The following is a 17,542-nucleotide window of genomic DNA, read 5'->3' on the forward strand; positions in this document are numbered from 1 at the left end:
TTTCTTCATTAATCTTTACCTTTCATTTTAGAAAAATTCCAGCTAATATGCAAGCGCATTTTACCCGCTTCCCTCTTCATGCTACAATTTAAAACGAGCTTTAAAGGAGGAATGAATGATGACAAACCCGTTTCCGTACGCAAGCGACGACAGACGGTATCATACATGGAATTACCATTTGCGGCAGCACTTCGGTCATAAAGTATTTAAGGTAGCACTTGACGGCGGATTTGACTGCCCTAACCGCGACGGCACGGTTGCTTTTGGCGGCTGTACATTTTGCAGTGCAGCAGGCTCGGGTGATTTTGCCGGCGACCGGGTTGACCCGCTGGAAAAACAATTTCATGATATAAAAACAAAAATGCACGAAAAATGGAAGCACGGAAAATATATGGCGTATTTCCAGGCATATACGAATACACATGCGCCGGTTGAGGTGCTTCGTGAAAAATACGAGACGGTCCTGAAGCAGAATGATGTGGTTGGTATTTCGATCGCCACTCGTCCGGACTGCCTTCCGGATGACGTTGTTGACTATTTGGCTGAACTGAATGAGCGTACGTATTTATGGGTAGAACTCGGCCTGCAGACCGTTCATGAAAAAACAGCCCGCATCATTAATCGTGCCCACGATTTTCAAACCTATGTGGAGGGCGTTGAAAAGCTGCGCAAGCACAACATCCGTATTTGCTCGCATTTAATTAACGGCCTGCCGCTTGAAACTCCCGAAATGATGATGGAAACGGCCCAGGCTATCGCTGATTTAGATGTACAGGGCATTAAAATTCACTTGCTGCACCTTTTAAAAGGGACACCTCTTGTCAAACAGTATGAAAAAGGCATGCTGGACTTTTTATCGATGCAGGACTATGCGAAGCTTGTTGTAGACCAGCTTGAAATCCTGCCGCCGGAAATGGTTGTCCACCGCATTACGGGCGACGGCCCAATCGAGCTGATGATCGGCCCGATGTGGAGTGTCAATAAATGGGAAGTATTGAATGCCATTCATGCCGAAATGCAAAAGCGCGATACGTGGCAGGGCAAGTTCTACAAAGGAGCTATTGTGCAGCCATGACGCTAGATGGAATTTTGCCGTTCGCACGGCTTCTCATTCAAAAAACCCTGTCAGATGCCCCATGCTTTGTCGATGCTACAGCCGGCAATGGACATGATACGGTATTTTTAGCCGGGCTGGCCGGCGAAGGCGGCCGCGTTTTTGCATTCGACGTTCAAGAACAGGCGATTCATAATACAAAAAAACGTGTAGCAGAAGCGGGCTTCTCAAACCGTGTTTCACTGTTTCATAGCGGCCACGAAGAGGTCCGAAAGCATATTCCAGACTTCTACCACGGAGGGATCAATGCGGCTGTTTTTAATCTCGGCTACCTGCCAAAAGGCGACAAATCGATCATTACCAGACCGGATACCACTATTGAAGCCATTCGCCAGCTGTTTGATATGCTTAAACCCGGCGGTTTGATTGTACTCGTTGTATACCATGGCCATGCAGGCGGCGCTGATGAGCGGAATGCGGTGGTTGAATTTGCTGCCGGTCTTGACCAGCAGCGGGCGCACGTGATGCAATACGGCTTTATCAACCAAGTAAACACGCCTCCTTTTATTGTCGCTATCGAAAGACGTCCGGCCATATAAAAAGCTTCCTCCTTTTAAAAGGAGGAAGCTTTTTTACAGATTGAAATATCTTATTGTGTAGGAGATTACTTTTTAACCATCAAATACATAAAATATGGAGCGCCGATCAATGTGACAATAATCCCTGCTGGTACAGAGGTTGTAAACGGCAGCAGGCGGCCGATCGTATCCGCTCCAAGAAGCAGCAGTGCACCGATGACCGCTGCAGCCGGCACAAAATGCTGATGACGCGGTCCTGTTAATCCTCTTGCAATATGCGGAGCCATCAAGCCGATAAACACAATGCCGCCGCTCACTGACACGGCTGCTGATGCAAGTGCAACGGATAGGAGCAGCAGCATAATCCGCTCCCTGCCAACTCTTACTCCAAGCCCCGCAGAAGTGCCTTCATTTAAGTTTAATAGATTCAATACATTTGATTTCCACAATACGGCCGGAATCAAAACAACCAGCCATGGCACCAATGCTTTTACAAAGTTCCAGTCATTACCCCATATATCGCCGGCAAGCCAGCCGGCGATAAATTCGTATTCGCGCGAGTCAAACTGTGAAGCAAGGATCAGCATGATGCCCGCCATTGCCATCGCCATGCCGACTCCTGCTAAAACAAGATGAATCGGATCAAGACCTTCTGTTTTATGATAGGAAACTGCGGAAATGATGAGTGCCGTTACCATGCCGCCAATAAATGCGAACAGCGGCACCATATATAAAAATGTAGAAGACTGCGGCGTAAAGATCAACGCGTAAATGGTGACCATCAAGCCCGCTCCCGCGTTAATGCCGAGAATTCCGGGATCGGCCAGCGGATTGCGGGAGATACTTTGCAATATCGCGCCTGAGACGGCCAGCGCCGCTCCGGCAAGCATCGTAATCATCATGCGCGGCAGACGGAAGCTGTATAAAATAAGCTCTTCTCTGGGTGTCCCATTACCGAGCAGCGTTTCTAGAAGACGCATCGGCGGAACAGCCGCTTTTCCCGACGCAGCACTTGCTATAAATAAAACAACAAGAAGTACAACTGACACGGTCAAAACGCGCCTTGCTCTTTTCTTTAAATGATCATTCATTGTGTGAGCCGCCCCCTTTTGCGAATAAGATAAAGGAAAAACGGCACGCCGACAACAGAAATGACCGCGCCGACCGGTGTTTCAAATGGCGGGTTAATCATACGGGCTGCTGTATCAGCCAGCACAAGCATCATGCTTCCGAAAAGAGCTGAGCCCGGAATAATCCACCGATAATCCGTTCCGACAAGCGCCCGGACTAAATGTGGAGTCATTAAGCCAATAAACATAATCGGTCCCGCGACAGAGACGCCTGACCCAGAGAGGATAAGTACGACCAAAATTAAAATCACTTTTACAAGCGTTGTCCGCTGTCCGAGCCCTTTAGCCATTTCCTCACCAAAGCTTAAAATAGTCAGCGACCTCGACAGCAGAATAGCGGTCAGCAGACCAATTCCAACGACCGGAGCCAACACTTTAAGCTGAGGCCAGCTTGTCCCGGAAACACCCCCGGCCTGCCAGAAAGCAAGGTCCTGTGACAACTGAAACATAAGGGCGACACCTTCTCCAAGTGCCGTTAACAGAGCAGAAATGGCGGCCCCTGCGAGTACAATACGCAGCGGCGAGAAGCCGCCTTTTTTGATTGAAGCCAGGCCGAATAATAAAACAGCTCCGACAGCTGCACCGGCAAAAGAAAAAAGAATAGCCATTGTATAAGAGCTGGCAGAAAAAAAGGCCAGCATACAGGCAAGGCCAAGACTTGCACCTGTATTCAAGCCAAGCAGGCCCGGCTCCGCCAGCGGGTTACGTGTAACCCCTTGCATAATAGCTCCTGCTGTTCCAAATGCCGCTCCCGTCAGCGCCGCTCCAATCTCCCTTGGCAGACGGATGCCCATAATAATTTGATCTGCTTCACGGCTTGGATCAAATGAAAAAATGGCTTCCCAAACCGTTTTCAGCGTCAGTTCTGCTGCCCCTACCGAAACGGACAGCGCGAGACTGATCAATAAACCTGCAAATCCTGCTAAAAGAACGAATACTCCCGTCTTTGGACGGGAGCTTGCTTGTAATTCACTTGTATGATTCATACGTATCTTCCCTTTATTGTGCCGCTTTTTTCGTTAAAGCGTCTACGATAAAGTCAAGTTCTTTTTCAACTGAGATCGGATCATTGAAGTAGAAAGAATCCGAGTCAAATGTGATCACATTTCCTGCTTTTACAGCCGGAATGTTTTTCCATAGGTCTGTTTCCATAAATGTTGAAGATGATACGTTGGCACCTTCTCCAACGAAAATATAATCACCCGCATATTCTGGAATCGCTTCAGCAGAGATGGCCTTATAGCCTGGTCCAAATGCTTCCGCTTCTACTTTTTCAGGGGCCTTCATGCCAAGAGCCTGATAAATGACTTCTGTTCCACGGCCCCAGTTTTTGCCGTATATATACGTGTCTTTGCCGAATGTTTCAACTACAGTTGCTGTTGCATCTGTTCCAATCGCTTCTTGAACCTTTTTCTTCGCTTCTTCTGCTTTCGCATTCCATTCATCTACCCATTTTTGGGCTTCTTCTTCTTTGCCTAAAATTTTGCCGATTTCAAGATGCTGATCAAGATAATTGTATTTCTCGTAAGAGAGTCCGACTGTTGGCGCAATTTCTTTGTATTTCGCCATGTTTTCGTCTCCTGTATACGTAATAATTAAATCCGGCTCTAAACCAATCAACGTTTCATAATCATCTGGTGCTACTACTTTTGCATCTTTTAGCTTATCACCTAAAAACTTGCTTTTAGCAGACCAGTCGGTAATCGCAACAGGAGTTACACCAAGCTCCAGGAAATTCCCCGGATACGTAGCAGCCATGACAGCTACCCGTTCTGGGTTGGCTGGAATCTCAATGTCACCTTCTTCTGATGCATATGTACGGGTTTCTGCTTTTGTATTTGATTCTTTTTCCTGCCCGCTTTCTTCTTTCTCCTGAGAACACGCGGCTAGGAAAAGAGCACTTATGATCATAAGCAACGGTAAAACTGAAAATAATTTACGCTTCATGTTGTTCGTCCTTTCTAAGTGAAAATGATTATCATTAACTAGGTAAATCTTATCGAAAATGATTCTCATTGTCAATGTTATTTTTTAAAAAAAGCTCCTTTTAAAGGAGCTTTTTATTACCCACTGCCTCAGCAAGTAATTGAAAGGAGCGTTTCTTTTTTTCAAAATCAAACAAGATCGTCACAGCCATGATCTCATCCGTCCCGCATTTTTCCGCTAATTCCTCCAGCTGCGTTCGAACAGTGTCCGGTCCTCCCACAATCATACGCTTTCGGTTTTCTTCAACATGCATCCGCTCAAACTTCCCATATGAGTAAGCCGCTGCTTTTTCCGGTGAAGGTGTGCCGGTTGATCGAATCCCCTGCCCGGTCATCATCAGGGACAGATCAAGGCTTCCCGCAAGAAAATCGGCTTCCTCATCTGTCTCTGCACATACAAGAAAAACGGCCACAGCGGATTTTGGCTCCTTTAAATGAGAAGACGGCTGAAAGGTACGCCGGTACTCAGCCAGCTCATCGGGCCCCCCGTCGCCATTAATAAATTTAGCAAATACGTACGGCAGCCCTTTTTGGGCAGCGAGCGCTGCACTGGATGGGCTTGAACCAAGCAGCCACACATCAGGCGGTACTTCAAGAGCAGGAGTTGCCCTGACACCAGAATACGGATGGGGAACGGGCTGATCATACAAATAAGCGAGCACATCATCAATTTGTTCCGGAAAGCGGTCTTTTTCCCGCTTCCGGCCATTAGACAGGGCAAACGAAGCCCTCGGCATACCGCCTGGTGCCCGCCCTACACCTAGATCGATTCGCTCCGGAGCAAGCGCAGACAGTACTTTAAAATTTTCAGCAACTTTATAAGCGCTGTAGTGCGTCAGCATCACACCACCTGAGCCAAGCCGAATGCTGTTTGTTTTTGCAGCCAAATGGCCGAGCAGCACTTCTGGCGAAGAGCCGGCGAGTGTATCTGCATCATGATGCTCAGATACCCAAAATCGTTCATATCCAAGTTCTTCCGCCCATTGAGCCAGCTCTACCGTTTCCTGAAGAGCTTTCATAGCGCTTTGTCCTTCCGACAAGGGAGACTGATCCAATATACTAAGCTTCATATGCCCCTCTCCTTTTACCGGCCGGCCTGGCGCATTTTCCGGTATGTTTTATAAGTTCGGCCATTCCAGTAAAAGAAAATACTGGCCGCTCCAGCTGTATGGACAAGCTTGCGGCAATGTCCACGCACGCTTTTTTTGCCAGCCGCTTTTTCTTCCGATAAGTAAACAGCCACAATGCCCTCAATTAAAAATGAATGAAACTTAGCGTGCGGCAGCCGTTCGGTTCCTTTTTTTGCCTGGCGCAAAAAGTGAAGAAACCGTTCCATCATTTCTGTTTCGTTGTTGTAGTATGTACAGAAATTTAACTCACCATCTTCCATATCTTCTTCCTGGTCAATAAAGTAGTCGAGCAAAATATGAATGCCCTGCCCATATGGGAAATAGCAGTCACGCACCATTTTGGCGTATGTAGGCGTAAACGCCGGCTGCATCGCACAAGACATTAAGCAGTATACACCGACTGTCGAACCCGTGCAGGCGGCAAACTCATACCATTCCATTTCCGGTAAATCCGCTTTGTAACTCTCAAACCAGCGGATCAGGCGCTCTTCCCGCTCTTCTTCGCGAACATGCTTATGAATTTGCAGTTCGCTGTAATAGCGGCTTAAATCCAGCACATGCGGTTTTGCCGCTGCAAAGGAAGGTGTTTCTTCCACCACCTGGCGGCAGCCATCAACCAATGCATCTAAATAGCCGCCATCATTCTTGGTTTCACGAAATCGATAATAATCGCTTTTAGGCTGGCCAGGAAAAAAACAATCACGCAGCGCTTCATGAAGCGCCGCGAAATCATTCGGATCAAATGATGTAGTCTGGTCGCATAAATTATCGAGATAATCACAAATTAATTGATAAGGCACAATAAAAGAGATCGCTTCTTTTTGGCTATTACCGGCCAGCATTGAAATCACACCGCCTGCTTCACAGTGGAAGTATTTTTCCTCATACACGTCCATTGCCTGCTTGCGTAGTTCCGGATTGGGTATTTGTTCCGCTAATTCCTTCCATTTGCTCCATTCTGTTTTCACAGCAGGGAAAATGGTTTTATATATTTTTCGCATTAACAGGAGCGAATTCGTAGGGACTGTCATGTTCTTACCTCACTTTTCCATAATAAAACCGAGCGACCGCAATCGGTTGTGGACAAAATCGAGCGCATATTGAAATACATCTTCCCGCTCTGGTTCGTTAAAAATTTCATGATAAAGGCCCGGCCATTCCTTGTATTGCAGCTCGGACAGCTCCAGCTTTTTGGCAAATGAACGGGCTGTACTTCCGTCGGTGATCCGGTCTTCTCCCGCCTGCATAATTAAGTGGGGAATATCCGGCACTTCTCCCGGTCCAGCTGTTGCGATTTTGATGGCCTGCACAATTTCTCTGTACCACCGAACCGATACTTTCCGGACAAACAAAGAGTCTTCAGCATCAAAGGCCCAAATTTCTTCGTTCCGGGTCGCCATTTCAGACGTAATGCCTGAATCAAATTTCAAGGACGGAGTCATTGAATTTAAGCCGTGTGTAAGCACATTTAAATGCTTAGGCGGCACATGTTTCATTTTAAATAGAGGAGACGACATAATGACCCCAGCGATCTCCGGCTTTTCCTCCTGTAAATAGCGGGTAATCACAAGCGCACCCATACTGTGGCCCAGCAAAAACACAGGGACGTTAAATTGGTACGCTGCCTGCACCCAATCCGATAATTCATTTGTATATTCTTTAAAAGATGAAATGTGGCCGCGTTTTGCACGTGAAGTCATTCCCTGTCCAGGCAGATCTCCCATGACAACATGAAACCCGTTTTGCCGCCACATTTCAATAAGCCAGCCGTACCGGCCATGGTGTTCAAGGGCACCATGCACCATCACAATCACGCCTTTTGGCTTTTCTTCACATTCCCATTTCCACATAGTGCTCTCTCCTTCAAAAAACGACAACCGTTTTTTCTATTATACAAATCTTTTGCTGTTCGATAAAATAAAACGGTATAACAGACAAAAAAGAAAGGGGCCTCAACCATGATTTATCCGTATAAAGATAAACAGCCGGTTATTGCTGAATCCGCTTTCGTTGCGGACTACGCAACGATTACAGGAGATGTCGTGATCGGCGAACAATCTACTATTTGGTATAACACCGTTATACGCGGAGATGTTGCACCGACGATCATTGGCAGTAAAGTAAATATCCAGGACAATTCCGTTCTTCATCAAAGTCCAAACAACCCGCTCGTCATTGAAGATGAAGTGACAATTGGCCATCAAGTGATCTTACATAGCTGTAAAATTCGAAAAGGCGCCTTGATCGGCATGGGATCCATTATTTTAGACAATGCCGAAATCGGAGAAGGTGCATTTATCGGCGCGGGCAGCCTTGTACCGCCGGGTAAGGCGATTCCTCCAAATACAATGGCCTTCGGACGGCCTGCTAAAGTAGTGCGAAATGTAAATGAAGAAGACCGCAAAGACATGGAACGTATCGTGCGTGAATACGCTGAAAAAGGCCAGTATTATAAATCTATTCAAGCATAAAAAAACCATGCCCGAGTATTTGGGCATGGTTTTTTATTACTTCGCAGCTGCTTTCAATGCTTCTGCTTTATCTGTACGTTCCCACGGAAGATCTACATCCGTGCGGCCAAAATGGCCATAAGCTGCTGTCTGACGGTAAATCGGACGGCGAAGGTCCAGCATTTTAATAATGCCTGCTGGACGAAGATCGAAGTTTTGACGAATTACGTCAACAAGCGTTTCTTCCGCTACTGTTCCAGTTCCGAAAGTATCAACTGAAATTGACACCGGATGTGCTACACCGATTGCATAAGCAAGCTGTACTTCACATTTGTCCGCAAGGCCTGCTGCTACGATGTTTTTCGCTACATAGCGTGCTGCATAAGCGGCAGAGCGGTCAACTTTTGTTGGATCTTTACCAGAGAACGCGCCGCCGCCGTGACGTGCATATCCACCGTACGTATCTACAATGATTTTACGGCCTGTTAAGCCTGCATCCCCTTGAGGTCCGCCGATAACGAAACGACCCGTTGGGTTAATAAAGAATTTTGTTTCCGCGTCGATTAATTCGGCTGGAACCACTTCATTAATCACTTGTTCGCGAATTTCTTTTTGAATTTGCTCAAGTGTTACTTCTGGATGGTGCTGCGTAGAAATAACGATTGTATCAACACGAACAGGTTTGCCGTTTTCATCGTACTCAACTGTTACTTGCGTTTTACCATCTGGACGAAGGTAATCAAGTGTCTCGTTTTTGCGCACTTCTGTTAAACGGCGTGCCAATTTATGAGCAAGTGAGATTGGAAGCGGCATAAGCTCTTCTGTTTCGTTACACGCAAAACCGAACATTAAGCCCTGGTCTCCGGCACCGATTTCATCAAGCTCTTTATCCGTCATTTGGCCTTCACGCGCTTCAAGAGCTACGTTAACCCCTGCTGCAATATCAGGTGACTGTTCATCGATAGATGTTAAAACCCCTGCTGTTTCAGAGTCAAATCCGTATTTTGCACGAACATACCCGATTTCTTTTACCGTTTCACGAACGATTTTTGGAATATCCACATAAGAAGTAGTGGTAATTTCCCCTGCAACAAGAACAAGTCCAGTTGTTACAGATGTTTCCGCTGCCACGCGGGCATTCGGATCTTTGTCAAGAATGGCATCAAGAATCGCATCGGAAATCTGGTCACAGATTTTGTCCGGATGTCCTTCCGTTACGGACTCTGATGTAAACAGGCGGCGCTGTTTTGTCATGAAAAAATTCCTCCTTAAAATCAGTGTGTGTACGGTACTCATTTCCCTCAGGTGATCCAGAAAATAAAAAAACTCTCCCGGCATTGAGAGAGGAAAGGTTGTTTTCACTCGGGCCTTTCACTCTTATCGTCCAAGGCTGATCCTTGCTCAGGTTTAGCACCTTGTCCGTAAAGTACGGCAGGTTGCTGGGTTTCACAGGGCCTGTCCCTCCACCAACTCAGGATAAGAGTATCCGTTCAAGTGTCAATGTTACGAAATATCGCGCTTCGTGTCAACCCGTTTCTCTTTCAAAAAGCAAACAATTTTTAAAGGTGCTTTTTTTTGTATCCCGCTTTTCTTCCTATTTAATTAAATTCACATATTTAGTAGCATGGCCCAAAAAATATAAAAATATACGAAAAATTTCATCCAATAGTATAGACTATTCATTTCAATGTGTTATACTAATTTCAAGTTAATCAAACACATTAAAACTTAAATAAAGGATGGTTGTACATGATGAACTCTTTAACTGTTTCCAGCGAATTAACTGAGCTGCTCAAAGGCTCCAATATTCTCGTTCAGCCTTCTGTACCGGTTCTTGTAGAAAAGGTACTTCAACGCGGCGAAGGTGTTTTAACCGCGTCCGGTGCTGTTCGCGCCGAAACAGGCAAATATACAGGCCGCTCCCCAAAAGACAAGTTTACTGTCCGGGAAGCATCTGTTGAAAACAGCATAGACTGGGGTTCAGTCAACCAGCCGATTTCTGAAGAAGCGTTTAACCGCTTGTATGAAAAAGTGGTTTCTCATTTAAAAGAAAAAGAAGAACTGTTTCTTTTCAAAGGCTTTGCCGGTGCAGATCAAAAACACCGCCTTCCGATTCAGGTTGTAAATGAATATGCCTGGCATAACCTATTTGCGCACCAATTGTTCATTCGTCCGACAGAAGAAGAGCTTAAAACACATGACGCAGGCTTCACTATTTTGTCAGCGCCTTCTTTCCAGGCGGATCCTCTTACAGATGGCACAAACTCTGAAACATTTATTATTGTTTCCTTTGAACAGCGTGTTATTCTTATTGGCGGCACAGAATATGCCGGTGAAATGAAAAAATCCATTTTTTCTGTGATGAACTACCTTCTGCCGCAAAATAATGTCCTGCCAATGCATTGCTCAGCAAACGTCGGCTACGAAGGAGATGTAGCCCTGTTCTTCGGTCTTTCGGGTACTGGAAAAACGACGCTTTCCGCTGATCCAAACCGCCGTTTGATTGGCGATGATGAACATGGATGGTCCGCCAACGGGGTGTTCAATATTGAAGGCGGATGCTATGCGAAGACAATTGGCCTGACACGCGAAAAAGAACCACAAATTTTTGATGCGATTCGTTTTGGTTCTGTTCTTGAAAATGTTGTCCTTGATTCTAAAACACGGGAGCCGGATTACGACGATAACACATTAACCGAAAATACACGGGCCGCTTACCCGCTTCAAGCCATTGATAATATTGTAGACCCGAGCGTTGCCGGTCATCCGAATACGATTATTTTCCTGACTGCAGATGCGTTTGGTGTGCTGCCTCCAATCAGCAAACTGTCGAAAGAACAAGCAATGTACCACTTTTTAAGTGGGTACACCTCTAAACTTGCTGGTACAGAACGCGGTATTACAAGCCCTCAGGCAACGTTCTCTACTTGCTTTGGGTCACCGTTCCTGCCGCTGCATGCAACGGTTTATGCAGAAATGCTCGGCAAAAAAATCGATGAGCAGAATGTGCAAGTTTTCCTCGTGAACACAGGCTGGACAGGCGGCGAGTATGGCACTGGCGAACGAATGAAGCTTTCCTACACGCGTGCAATGATTCAAGCTGCTCTAGAAGGCGAATTGGCGCACACACCAACTTATAAAACAAAAGTTTTTGGCCTGGAAATTCCACTTCATGTTCCAGGTGTGCCGGATGATGTTTTGATTCCACGCAAGGCATGGGCGGATGAAAAAGCCTTTATGCAAAAAGCGCAGGAATTAGCAGCAAAGTTCCGGGAAAACTTCAAAAAATTCAGCGGTGTAGCAGATGAAATTGCTCAAAAAGGCGGTCCGCTTCTTTAACCCATACAGAAAGCCCGAAGGATCAATCCTTCGGGCTTTCTTACTTTTTGTCTACACTCTTAAAGCCCGAGGGACTGTCTCTCTCGGGCTTTCATTTTTTAATTCGTTGATTTCAAAGAAACGAGCGTATAGGTAATGGTCGTTTTCCCCTGCTGCCATTCTACTTTTTTAATGAGGGCGGTACCGCTTTGTTCGCTGTCTTTTGTTTTAAACACGGCAATTGGAATATCAATTGGATACAGCCGGTAGCCGTCTTTTTGAAGAACGAACCGATTTTCTTCCTCCCGTACTTCATTTCCTTTTGTGACAATCATCGTATTTAGTTCCATAGGCATTCCCATGATTTTAATCCCCCTTTATCCATTTTGCAATGTAACCGACAATCTGACGGTTTACTGCAGGTGGTATGTAATGATCATATTTATCCAAATACATCGTGTCTGCATGCGGCACAGCTTCCTTCAGCCGGTAAGCATGCTCTACCGATACATTCTTGTCACTGCGGCCGTGAATAATCAGCACAGGCGCTGTGATCTGGCCGGCTTCTTCCAGGGGTGTACGCCAGTCGTACGCCTCCGGCACTTTTTGGGGCGTTCCGCCGATCACACGTTTCATCATTCGGCGCATATCCTTTCTTTCTTCATACGTAAGTTTCATGTCGGATACGCCGCCCCATGTAACAAGTGAAGACACCGGCCGGTGGATGGCTGTCCAAAGAGCCATGATTCCGCCTCGTGAAAAGCCAAACACATGAATCCGGCCATTTTTTATACGCTGATGATTTCTCAAAAGGTCAAAAGCGCTAAAGGCATCTTCGCGGTCTTCTCCTGCGAAGTCTTCATTTCCTTCTCCGCCGCGATTGCCTCTGTAAAACGGTGCGAAGACAATAAATCCTTCTGCAGCGAATTCGGCGACTCTTGACGGCCGCACCATGCCAATGCCTTTAATACCGCCTCGCAAGTATAAAAAACCTTCGTACGATTCCTGGTCAGCCGGCTCCGCTAAAAAGCCTTTTACTAAAAGACCCGCAGACTTATAATGAACCAGGAAAAGACGTACATGTGGATTTGGCGATGGGTACGGTATACACTCCATTAGACCAGCCCCTTTCTCCTTACTTCTGATAACGCGAGCGGAATCATTTCATCTTTCATTAAAAAAGAATAATGAGCTCCAAAGCGCGCTTCGAGCAAATCATCCTTTTCTATATATGGACCGTCTGTTTCTAAATAATCTTGTTTCTTTTTTATATCCGTTACGTGCGCAAAAAAAACCGCTTTTGAAAACGGCTGCTCTGGTGCATGAACATAATACTCACCTATGAAGTGCAAACCGGATATCGCGGCCCCCGTTTCTTCTGCCACTTCCCTGTGGGCTGCTGCTTCAAGCGTTTCACCCGGTTCTCTTTTTCCGCCCGGACATTCAAGGCCTCGCACTTTATGTTTTGTTAAAAGCCAAGAATGCTCGAATCGGCATAAAACAAGAACGTGAGACGGCGCCCTTCCAAACGCTCCTCTTGTAAACACCATCGTAACAGGATAATTGTTTTGATCGGTAAAACTGTGCAACCGGCATCCCTCACCCCTGCTTGCTTTCTCTCTATTATACGTTATTTCTCCACGTTTTTATATGTTGTCGTGCGTCTTCATCCCCAAGTTCATAGATTTTTTCGTATACCGCCATCATATAGTCGTCATACCGGTCATTGTTTTGATCTTCATGATACGGAATAGCAGGAACGTGCGCCCGCCAGAACGAGCCAAAGTCCTCCCGGTTCATTCCATTTAACAGCTCACGCAGCGATTGTATTTCCCTATCATTGGCAAAAACACGAAAATTCCATGGGGACACATCCGGCTGTGATTGAATTTCTCCATTCGCGATGGCAATATAGTAAGGCTGTTTTTCCACATCAATCCCTCCTTTTTACAGCATGTGCGCTTTTTCTTTTCTTCATTCAATAAAAAAAGTTGGAATATGATAGCGTTTTCATGTATAACTATATATATATTCTTAAAAAGGAGGCACAGCGATGAAATTTGTAAATGAATTGTTTGAGCTGTATCGCGGCCGGCTGCAGGGAACAGAAGACGACCTGGATATGATCACGCTGACCGTTCTTGGTGAAATGACTGAGACAGATATCCTGTCCATCATTGGAGAAATGCCGAATGAAGAACTTGCCTGGCTGTTCCGCGTTTATTTGTACGAAGGATTAAAAGAAAAATTCAACCAGGATCAAATACCTGCCGATCGAAACCGCCTGCTCCATTAATACATAAAGAAAAAACGGAGAGGGCTCATTCTCCGTTTTTTTGTTTCCTTTCATAAAAAAAACCGAGCTCTTATCGGCTCGGCTTGTTCATTATTTTCCTAGGAATGATTTAAGCATCCAAACATGCTTCTCTAGGCTTTGGTGGATCGCCAGAAGCATATCGCCTGTTGTTTCATCGCCTACTTCAGCGGCTAAATCCATTGCCTCTTTTAATTCGCCAGTCAGCGTTGTAAAGTCATTGACAACTGACTGTACCATTTCTTCCGCAGCTTCCTGCCCTTCTGCTTCATTTACCGTTGCCAGTTCAAGGGATTCACGAAGCGTTGCTACCGGCTTTCCGTCCAGCGCCAAAAGACGCTCAGCCAGCTCATCAATATGCCCGCTTGCTTCAGTGTATAACTCTTCAAATTTTGCATGCAGCGTAAAGAACTGGGGTCCTTTTACATACCAATGATAGTTATGAAGCTTTGTATAAAGCACCGTCCAGTTTGCAACCTGTTTGTTTACACTGCTGATTAGCTGTTCTGACATAAAAGAATCTCCTCCAACATTTTCAAAATTTATCTCGACTTTTTTAGTATACCACTCTTATACAGAACTAAACAAAAACGTGATACACTATGAAAAAAGGAGGGATTTCCTTGTCGGATATGATGATAGTCCTTATCATTTCTGTGCTTGTTGTTCTCGTTGTACTGGCTCTTTCCTTATTCACCATTCAAAAAGGATACCGTTACAAACACACGATTGATCCGCCAAAAGAAAACTCCGCATATAAAAAACAGGAGGAAAAATGAAAAAGCTATTCTTGTTTTTGATCCGCTTTTACCAAAAAGGAATTTCACCGCTAAAGCCGCCTTCATGCCGCTTTTATCCGACTTGTTCCCATTATGGGTACGAAGCCGTTCAAAAGCATGGAGCCCTGAAAGGCGGACTGCTTGCTGTTATTCGTATTTTAAAATGCCATCCGTTTCACCCTGGCGGCGTAGATTATGTGCCCGAAAAGTGGCCGCTAAAAAAAAGAAATTGAATTAAGCGGAATGAACCGCTTTTCGCTGCTTTTCTATTCGCTTCCGGCTGACTTCGAAGCCAATGCCTGGTTCCTCCGACAAGTGAATCCGGCCGTTTTGAACAAAAATGCCGGGCTCAATAAAATCTTCTTCCCAGTAGTAGTCAGTGGAGACAATGTCACCTGGCATCGTAAATCCTGGAAGCGAAGCAAGCGCCACATTGTGTGCGCGCGAAATGCCAAATTCAATCATCCCGCCTGCCCAAAGATCGATATTCTGTTGAAGGCAGTAATCATGAATGCGTTTTGCTTCCGATATTCCTCCTACTCGGCTGAATTTTACATTGATCACCCGGCAGGCCTTCATTTCAACCGCACACTTGGCATCATGAAAAGAACGGATGCTTTCGTCTAAACAAACCGATGTCTTAAGCTGGCGTTGCAGCTTCGCATGGTTCCACATGTCGTCTGCTTCAAGCGGCTGTTCGATCATCATCAGTCCATATGTATCGAGCGTTTTTAAATGATCAATATTCTGCATCGAGTAGGCTGAATTGGCATCAGCCATCAGTGAAATGTGTGGGTATGCTTTACGAATTGCTGCCAGCATTTCGATGTCTGTGCCCTGGCTGATTTTCACTTTAATGCGCCCGTATCCAGCTTCTACATGAGCTTGTATGCGTTCCAGCATGTCGTCCGTTGTTTTTCCTGAAGCAACCGCTCCGACCGAAATAGATGAGCGCGCTCCGCCAAGCACTTCAAAAAGCGGCTGATCCAGCTTTTTAGCGTACAAATCCCACAGTGCTGATTCTACACCCGCTTTAGCCATCCGATTGCCCCGTACAGCCCAAAAAAGAGACGATGCATCCGCCGGATGAGAAATGTCATGCTCTTTTAGCAGCGGAAACAGCACGTCCTTTATAATGTGCCACTCTGTGGCCACCGTTTCTTCCGTATACCATGGCGTAGAAAAAGCGGACGCTTCCCCCCAGCCTACTGTCCCATCCCGGTCTTCTACCTCAATGATAATTGCTTCCCGCTTCGTGACCGTTTCCAAGTGTGTGTAAAATGGCGCTTTCAGCGGCATTTCTACTATATGCATCGTGAGCCGCTTAATGTTCATAACGCTCACTCCACTGGCTGGCCAGTTCACGCCGGAGCAATTTATTTGCCGCATTTCTCGGCAGGACTTCTACTTCAATAAAATAAGCCGGCACTTTAAAACGGGCGAGCTTTTCCTGACAGAAATGCATCAATTCCGCTTTCGAAACCGGAGATCGCGCCACATAAAAAGCAGCGGGAACACTTCCCCATTTCTCATCCGGCACACCCGCCACCCCGGCTTCTAAAAGGGCTGGATGACCGGTAAGGACGGACTCGATTTCAGCCGGGTAAATATTTTCACCGCCAGAAATAATTAAATCGGAACGGCGGTCCAGCACATATAAAAATCCTTCTTCATCAAGCCGGCCGATATCTCCAGTCCGAAACCAGCCGTTTTGAAAAGCCTGCTCGTTCGCGTCCGGGCGGTTTAAGTAGCCTGGCGTCACGTTGGGGCCGCTGACCCAAATTTCTCCCTCGTCTTCTCCATCAATATGGATCGCGCATGGAAACAAAGGCTTGCCGGCGGAACCGATTTTCCGGAAAGCATCTTCTGGTGCGAGCGTTACAATTTGAGAGGAAGTCTCAGTCATGCCATACGTTTGGTAAACAGGGACCCCTTTTGCCTGGCACGTCTCCAATATGGAAAGAGGAGCAGGGCCTCCGCCCAGAAGAACACAGCGAAGCCGGGCGTGGTACGCTCCCTCGAGTGTATGCAGCATGGAAGAAAGCATGGCCGTGACAACTGAAATCATGGTCACTCGTCCTTCTTGTAACAGTCCGTTTACATAGTTCGGATCAAATTTTTCAACGAGGCACACTTCCATCCCATACAACACGCTTTTCATTAAAATAGAATACCCTGAAATATGAAATAGAGGCACGGCACAAAGCCAGGCATCGTCCGAGTGAAGACCAAGATTTAAAGCCGAAGCTGTCGCGCTGGCATAATGATTGCCATACGTCTGTTTAACACCTTTTGGCCGTCCTGTTGTACCAGATGTATACATAAGCGAGCAAATGTCTTCTAAAGCAAACATTTCACGCTTGTTTTCTTTCGCTGCTTTCTCGAATGAGGTAAAACAAAAAGAACGTATATCTGTCACAGAATGAGCTTTATTCTGATGCTCCCCGTCATACAGCAGACACACAGCATCGGCATCTTGAAGCTGCCAGGCCAGTTCTTCTGCGGCCAGCCGGCTGTTTAGCATTACTGCTGCAGCGCCGATCTGCTGAAGAGCATGAATGAGAAAAACCGTGTCCGGACGATTTCCTGCCAACACACCGCAATAGTCGCCTTTTTTTATTCCCGCTGCCTTCAATTGATCTGCCAGCACGGATGCTTTATCGAACAATTGTGAAAAGGTCCACGTTTCGTTATAAAAAGCAAGAGCCGTTCGCCCAGGAGTTAGAAAAGCACGCTGCTGAAGCCAGTTTGGCATGTTCATTATGATCATCCTTTCCATTTAAAAAAAGAGTGTCCGGTATAGG

Annotated in this window: 21 protein-coding genes and 1 riboswitch; of the genes, 7 read left to right on the forward strand and 14 right to left on the reverse strand. The window is 46.1% G+C overall.

Annotated features, from left to right (window positions below; genetic code table 11):
- Nucleotides 1-118: 118 nt before the first annotated feature.
- Together mnmL and mnmM are read left to right on the forward strand one after the other, a co-directional pair.
- Entirely contained in the window at nt 119-1,075 is a 957-nt protein-coding gene (gene mnmL / locus M3221_RS01015; RefSeq protein WP_251269700.1) for a tRNA modification radical SAM protein MnmL/YtqA, read from the forward strand.
- On the forward strand, nt 1,072-1,653 hold the full coding sequence (gene mnmM, locus M3221_RS01020) for a tRNA 5-(aminomethyl)-2-thiouridylate-methyltransferase MnmM (protein WP_251269701.1): 582 nt from the start codon (nt 1,072-1,074) through the stop codon (nt 1,651-1,653). The genes mnmL and mnmM overlap by 4 nt, the downstream gene beginning before the upstream one ends.
- Nucleotides 1,654-1,718: 65 nt before the next feature.
- Here mnmM and M3221_RS01025 read toward each other — a convergent pair whose 3' ends face one another.
- The 6 genes from M3221_RS01025 to M3221_RS01050 all read right to left on the reverse strand — a co-directional run bounded on the left by M3221_RS01025 (nt 1,719) and on the right by M3221_RS01050 (nt 7,727).
- Nucleotides 1,719-2,723 (reverse strand): FecCD family ABC transporter permease, encoded by a 1,005-nt coding sequence (locus M3221_RS01025; protein WP_251269702.1) that lies wholly within the window; start codon nt 2,721-2,723, stop codon nt 1,719-1,721.
- Nucleotides 2,720-3,748 carry a FecCD family ABC transporter permease gene (locus M3221_RS01030; protein ID WP_251269703.1) on the reverse strand — a complete coding sequence of 343 codons (1,029 nt, stop codon included), beginning with the start codon at nt 3,746-3,748 and terminating at the stop codon, nt 2,720-2,722. Before M3221_RS01030 ends, M3221_RS01025 begins: the two co-directional genes overlap by 4 nt.
- A 13-nt stretch (nt 3,749-3,761) precedes the next feature.
- Nucleotides 3,762-4,709, reverse strand: coding sequence for an iron-hydroxamate ABC transporter substrate-binding protein (locus tag M3221_RS01035; RefSeq protein WP_251269704.1), 948 nt, complete (start codon nt 4,707-4,709; stop codon nt 3,762-3,764).
- 100 nt (nt 4,710-4,809) lie between these two features.
- The gene (locus M3221_RS01040; RefSeq protein ID WP_251269705.1) at nt 4,810-5,817 is read right to left on the reverse strand and encodes an LLM class flavin-dependent oxidoreductase; all 1,008 of its coding nucleotides are present in this window, start codon (nt 5,815-5,817) and stop codon (nt 4,810-4,812) included.
- 14 nt (nt 5,818-5,831) lie between these two features.
- Nucleotides 5,832-6,908 (reverse strand): tetraprenyl-beta-curcumene synthase family protein, encoded by a 1,077-nt coding sequence (locus M3221_RS01045; RefSeq protein ID WP_251269706.1) that lies wholly within the window; start codon nt 6,906-6,908, stop codon nt 5,832-5,834.
- 9 nt (nt 6,909-6,917) lie between these two features.
- Nucleotides 6,918-7,727: an alpha/beta hydrolase gene (locus M3221_RS01050; RefSeq protein ID WP_242233202.1), complete on the reverse strand. Its 810-nt coding sequence runs from the start codon at nt 7,725-7,727 to the stop codon at nt 6,918-6,920.
- A gap of 108 nt (nt 7,728-7,835) precedes the next feature.
- Here M3221_RS01050 and M3221_RS01055 point away from each other — a divergent pair, with 108 nt between their 5' ends.
- Nucleotides 7,836-8,348, forward strand: coding sequence for a gamma carbonic anhydrase (locus tag M3221_RS01055; protein ID WP_251269707.1), 513 nt, complete (start codon nt 7,836-7,838; stop codon nt 8,346-8,348).
- A 36-nt stretch (nt 8,349-8,384) separates the two neighbouring features.
- Here M3221_RS01055 and metK read toward each other — a convergent pair whose 3' ends face one another.
- On the reverse strand, nt 8,385-9,581 hold the full coding sequence (metK, locus tag M3221_RS01060; protein ID WP_251269708.1) for a methionine adenosyltransferase: 1,197 nt from the start codon (nt 9,579-9,581) through the stop codon (nt 8,385-8,387).
- 120 nt (nt 9,582-9,701) lie between these two features.
- A riboswitch (SAM riboswitch) is annotated at nt 9,702-9,810 on the reverse strand.
- Between the two features lie 269 nt (nt 9,811-10,079).
- Here metK and pckA point away from each other — a divergent pair.
- A complete protein-coding gene (gene pckA, locus M3221_RS01065) occupies nt 10,080-11,666 on the forward strand; it encodes a phosphoenolpyruvate carboxykinase (ATP) (RefSeq protein ID WP_251270088.1) in 1,587 nt (528 codons plus the stop codon).
- A gap of 98 nt (nt 11,667-11,764) precedes the next feature.
- Here the strand turns inward: pckA and M3221_RS01070 are convergent, their stop codons facing one another.
- From M3221_RS01070 to M3221_RS01085, 4 genes are read right to left on the reverse strand one after another with little or no spacing between them, the layout of a single operon-like run.
- Nucleotides 11,765-12,007: a DUF2584 domain-containing protein gene (locus M3221_RS01070; protein WP_251269709.1), complete on the reverse strand. Its 243-nt coding sequence runs from the start codon at nt 12,005-12,007 to the stop codon at nt 11,765-11,767.
- A 4-nt stretch (nt 12,008-12,011) separates the two neighbouring features.
- Nucleotides 12,012-12,761, reverse strand: coding sequence for an alpha/beta hydrolase family protein (locus M3221_RS01075; protein ID WP_251269710.1), 750 nt, complete (start codon nt 12,759-12,761; stop codon nt 12,012-12,014).
- Complete coding sequence (ytkD, locus tag M3221_RS01080; RefSeq protein WP_251269711.1) at nt 12,761-13,234, reverse strand: RNA deprotection pyrophosphohydrolase; 474 nt, start codon at nt 13,232-13,234, stop codon at nt 12,761-12,763. Before ytkD ends, M3221_RS01075 begins: the two co-directional genes overlap by 1 nt.
- 34 nt (nt 13,235-13,268) lie before the next feature.
- Nucleotides 13,269-13,577: a hydrolase gene (locus M3221_RS01085; RefSeq protein WP_251269712.1), complete on the reverse strand. Its 309-nt coding sequence runs from the start codon at nt 13,575-13,577 to the stop codon at nt 13,269-13,271.
- 121 nt (nt 13,578-13,698) lie between these two features.
- Here M3221_RS01085 and M3221_RS01090 point away from each other — a divergent pair, with 121 nt between their 5' ends.
- Nucleotides 13,699-13,941, forward strand: a complete 243-nt coding sequence (locus M3221_RS01090) for a DUF6154 family protein (RefSeq protein ID WP_242233195.1) — start codon at nt 13,699-13,701, stop codon at nt 13,939-13,941.
- A gap of 90 nt (nt 13,942-14,031) precedes the next feature.
- Here M3221_RS01090 and M3221_RS01095 read toward each other — a convergent pair whose 3' ends face one another.
- Nucleotides 14,032-14,472: a Dps family protein gene (locus tag M3221_RS01095; RefSeq protein WP_251269713.1), complete on the reverse strand. Its 441-nt coding sequence runs from the start codon at nt 14,470-14,472 to the stop codon at nt 14,032-14,034.
- A 119-nt stretch (nt 14,473-14,591) separates the two neighbouring features.
- On the opposite strand from M3221_RS01095, the gene ytzI reads away from it, so the two are divergent.
- Together ytzI and yidD are read left to right on the forward strand one after the other, a co-directional pair.
- Nucleotides 14,592-14,738, forward strand: coding sequence for a YtzI protein (gene ytzI, locus M3221_RS01100; protein WP_251270089.1), 147 nt, complete (start codon nt 14,592-14,594; stop codon nt 14,736-14,738).
- Entirely contained in the window at nt 14,735-14,971 is a 237-nt protein-coding gene (gene yidD / locus M3221_RS01105) for a membrane protein insertion efficiency factor YidD (RefSeq protein WP_251269714.1), read from the forward strand. Before ytzI ends, yidD begins: the two co-directional genes overlap by 4 nt.
- Nucleotide 14,972: 1 nt before the next feature.
- Here yidD and menC read toward each other — a convergent pair whose 3' ends face one another.
- Both menC and M3221_RS01115 read right to left on the reverse strand, forming a co-directional pair.
- Nucleotides 14,973-16,073, reverse strand: coding sequence for an o-succinylbenzoate synthase (gene menC, locus M3221_RS01110; RefSeq protein WP_251269715.1), 1,101 nt, complete (start codon nt 16,071-16,073; stop codon nt 14,973-14,975).
- Nucleotides 16,063-17,502 carry an o-succinylbenzoate--CoA ligase gene (locus tag M3221_RS01115; protein WP_251270090.1) on the reverse strand — a complete coding sequence of 480 codons (1,440 nt, stop codon included), beginning with the start codon at nt 17,500-17,502 and terminating at the stop codon, nt 16,063-16,065. Before M3221_RS01115 ends, menC begins: the two co-directional genes overlap by 11 nt.
- Nucleotides 17,503-17,542: the final 40 nt, after the last annotated feature.

The sequence above is a fragment of the Domibacillus indicus genome, from assembly GCF_023715895.1.
In the GTDB taxonomy this organism is placed as follows: domain Bacteria; phylum Bacillota; class Bacilli; order Bacillales; family Domibacillaceae; genus Domibacillus; species Domibacillus indicus_A.

Excerpts from the sequence above, each read along its gene's own strand:
- M3221_RS01070 (WP_251269709.1), bottom strand. The coding sequence starts at position 12,007 with ATGGGAATGCCTATGGAACTAAATACGATGATTGTCACAAAAGGAAAT.
- M3221_RS01030 (WP_251269703.1), bottom strand. The coding sequence starts at position 3,748 with ATGAATCATACAAGTGAATTACAAGCAAGCTCCCGTCCAAAGACGGGA.
- M3221_RS01050 (WP_242233202.1), bottom strand. The coding sequence starts at position 7,727 with ATGTGGAAATGGGAATGTGAAGAAAAGCCAAAAGGCGTGATTGTGATG.
- mnmL (WP_251269700.1), top strand. The coding sequence starts at position 119 with ATGACAAACCCGTTTCCGTACGCAAGCGACGACAGACGGTATCATACA.
- metK (WP_251269708.1), bottom strand. The coding sequence starts at position 9,581 with ATGACAAAACAGCGCCGCCTGTTTACATCAGAGTCCGTAACGGAAGGA.
- M3221_RS01035 (WP_251269704.1), bottom strand. The coding sequence starts at position 4,709 with ATGAAGCGTAAATTATTTTCAGTTTTACCGTTGCTTATGATCATAAGT.
- pckA (WP_251270088.1), top strand. The coding sequence starts at position 10,080 with ATGAACTCTTTAACTGTTTCCAGCGAATTAACTGAGCTGCTCAAAGGC.
- yidD (WP_251269714.1), top strand. The coding sequence starts at position 14,735 with ATGAAAAAGCTATTCTTGTTTTTGATCCGCTTTTACCAAAAAGGAATT.
- mnmM (WP_251269701.1), top strand. The coding sequence starts at position 1,072 with ATGACGCTAGATGGAATTTTGCCGTTCGCACGGCTTCTCATTCAAAAA.
- M3221_RS01075 (WP_251269710.1), bottom strand. The coding sequence starts at position 12,761 with ATGGAGTGTATACCGTACCCATCGCCAAATCCACATGTACGTCTTTTC.
- menC (WP_251269715.1), bottom strand. The coding sequence starts at position 16,073 with ATGAACATTAAGCGGCTCACGATGCATATAGTAGAAATGCCGCTGAAA.
- M3221_RS01090 (WP_242233195.1), top strand. The coding sequence starts at position 13,699 with ATGAAATTTGTAAATGAATTGTTTGAGCTGTATCGCGGCCGGCTGCAG.
- ytzI (WP_251270089.1), top strand. The coding sequence starts at position 14,592 with ATGATGATAGTCCTTATCATTTCTGTGCTTGTTGTTCTCGTTGTACTG.
- M3221_RS01055 (WP_251269707.1), top strand. The coding sequence starts at position 7,836 with ATGATTTATCCGTATAAAGATAAACAGCCGGTTATTGCTGAATCCGCT.
- M3221_RS01095 (WP_251269713.1), bottom strand. The coding sequence starts at position 14,472 with ATGTCAGAACAGCTAATCAGCAGTGTAAACAAACAGGTTGCAAACTGG.
- M3221_RS01040 (WP_251269705.1), bottom strand. The coding sequence starts at position 5,817 with ATGAAGCTTAGTATATTGGATCAGTCTCCCTTGTCGGAAGGACAAAGC.
- M3221_RS01045 (WP_251269706.1), bottom strand. The coding sequence starts at position 6,908 with ATGACAGTCCCTACGAATTCGCTCCTGTTAATGCGAAAAATATATAAA.
- M3221_RS01025 (WP_251269702.1), bottom strand. The coding sequence starts at position 2,723 with ATGAATGATCATTTAAAGAAAAGAGCAAGGCGCGTTTTGACCGTGTCA.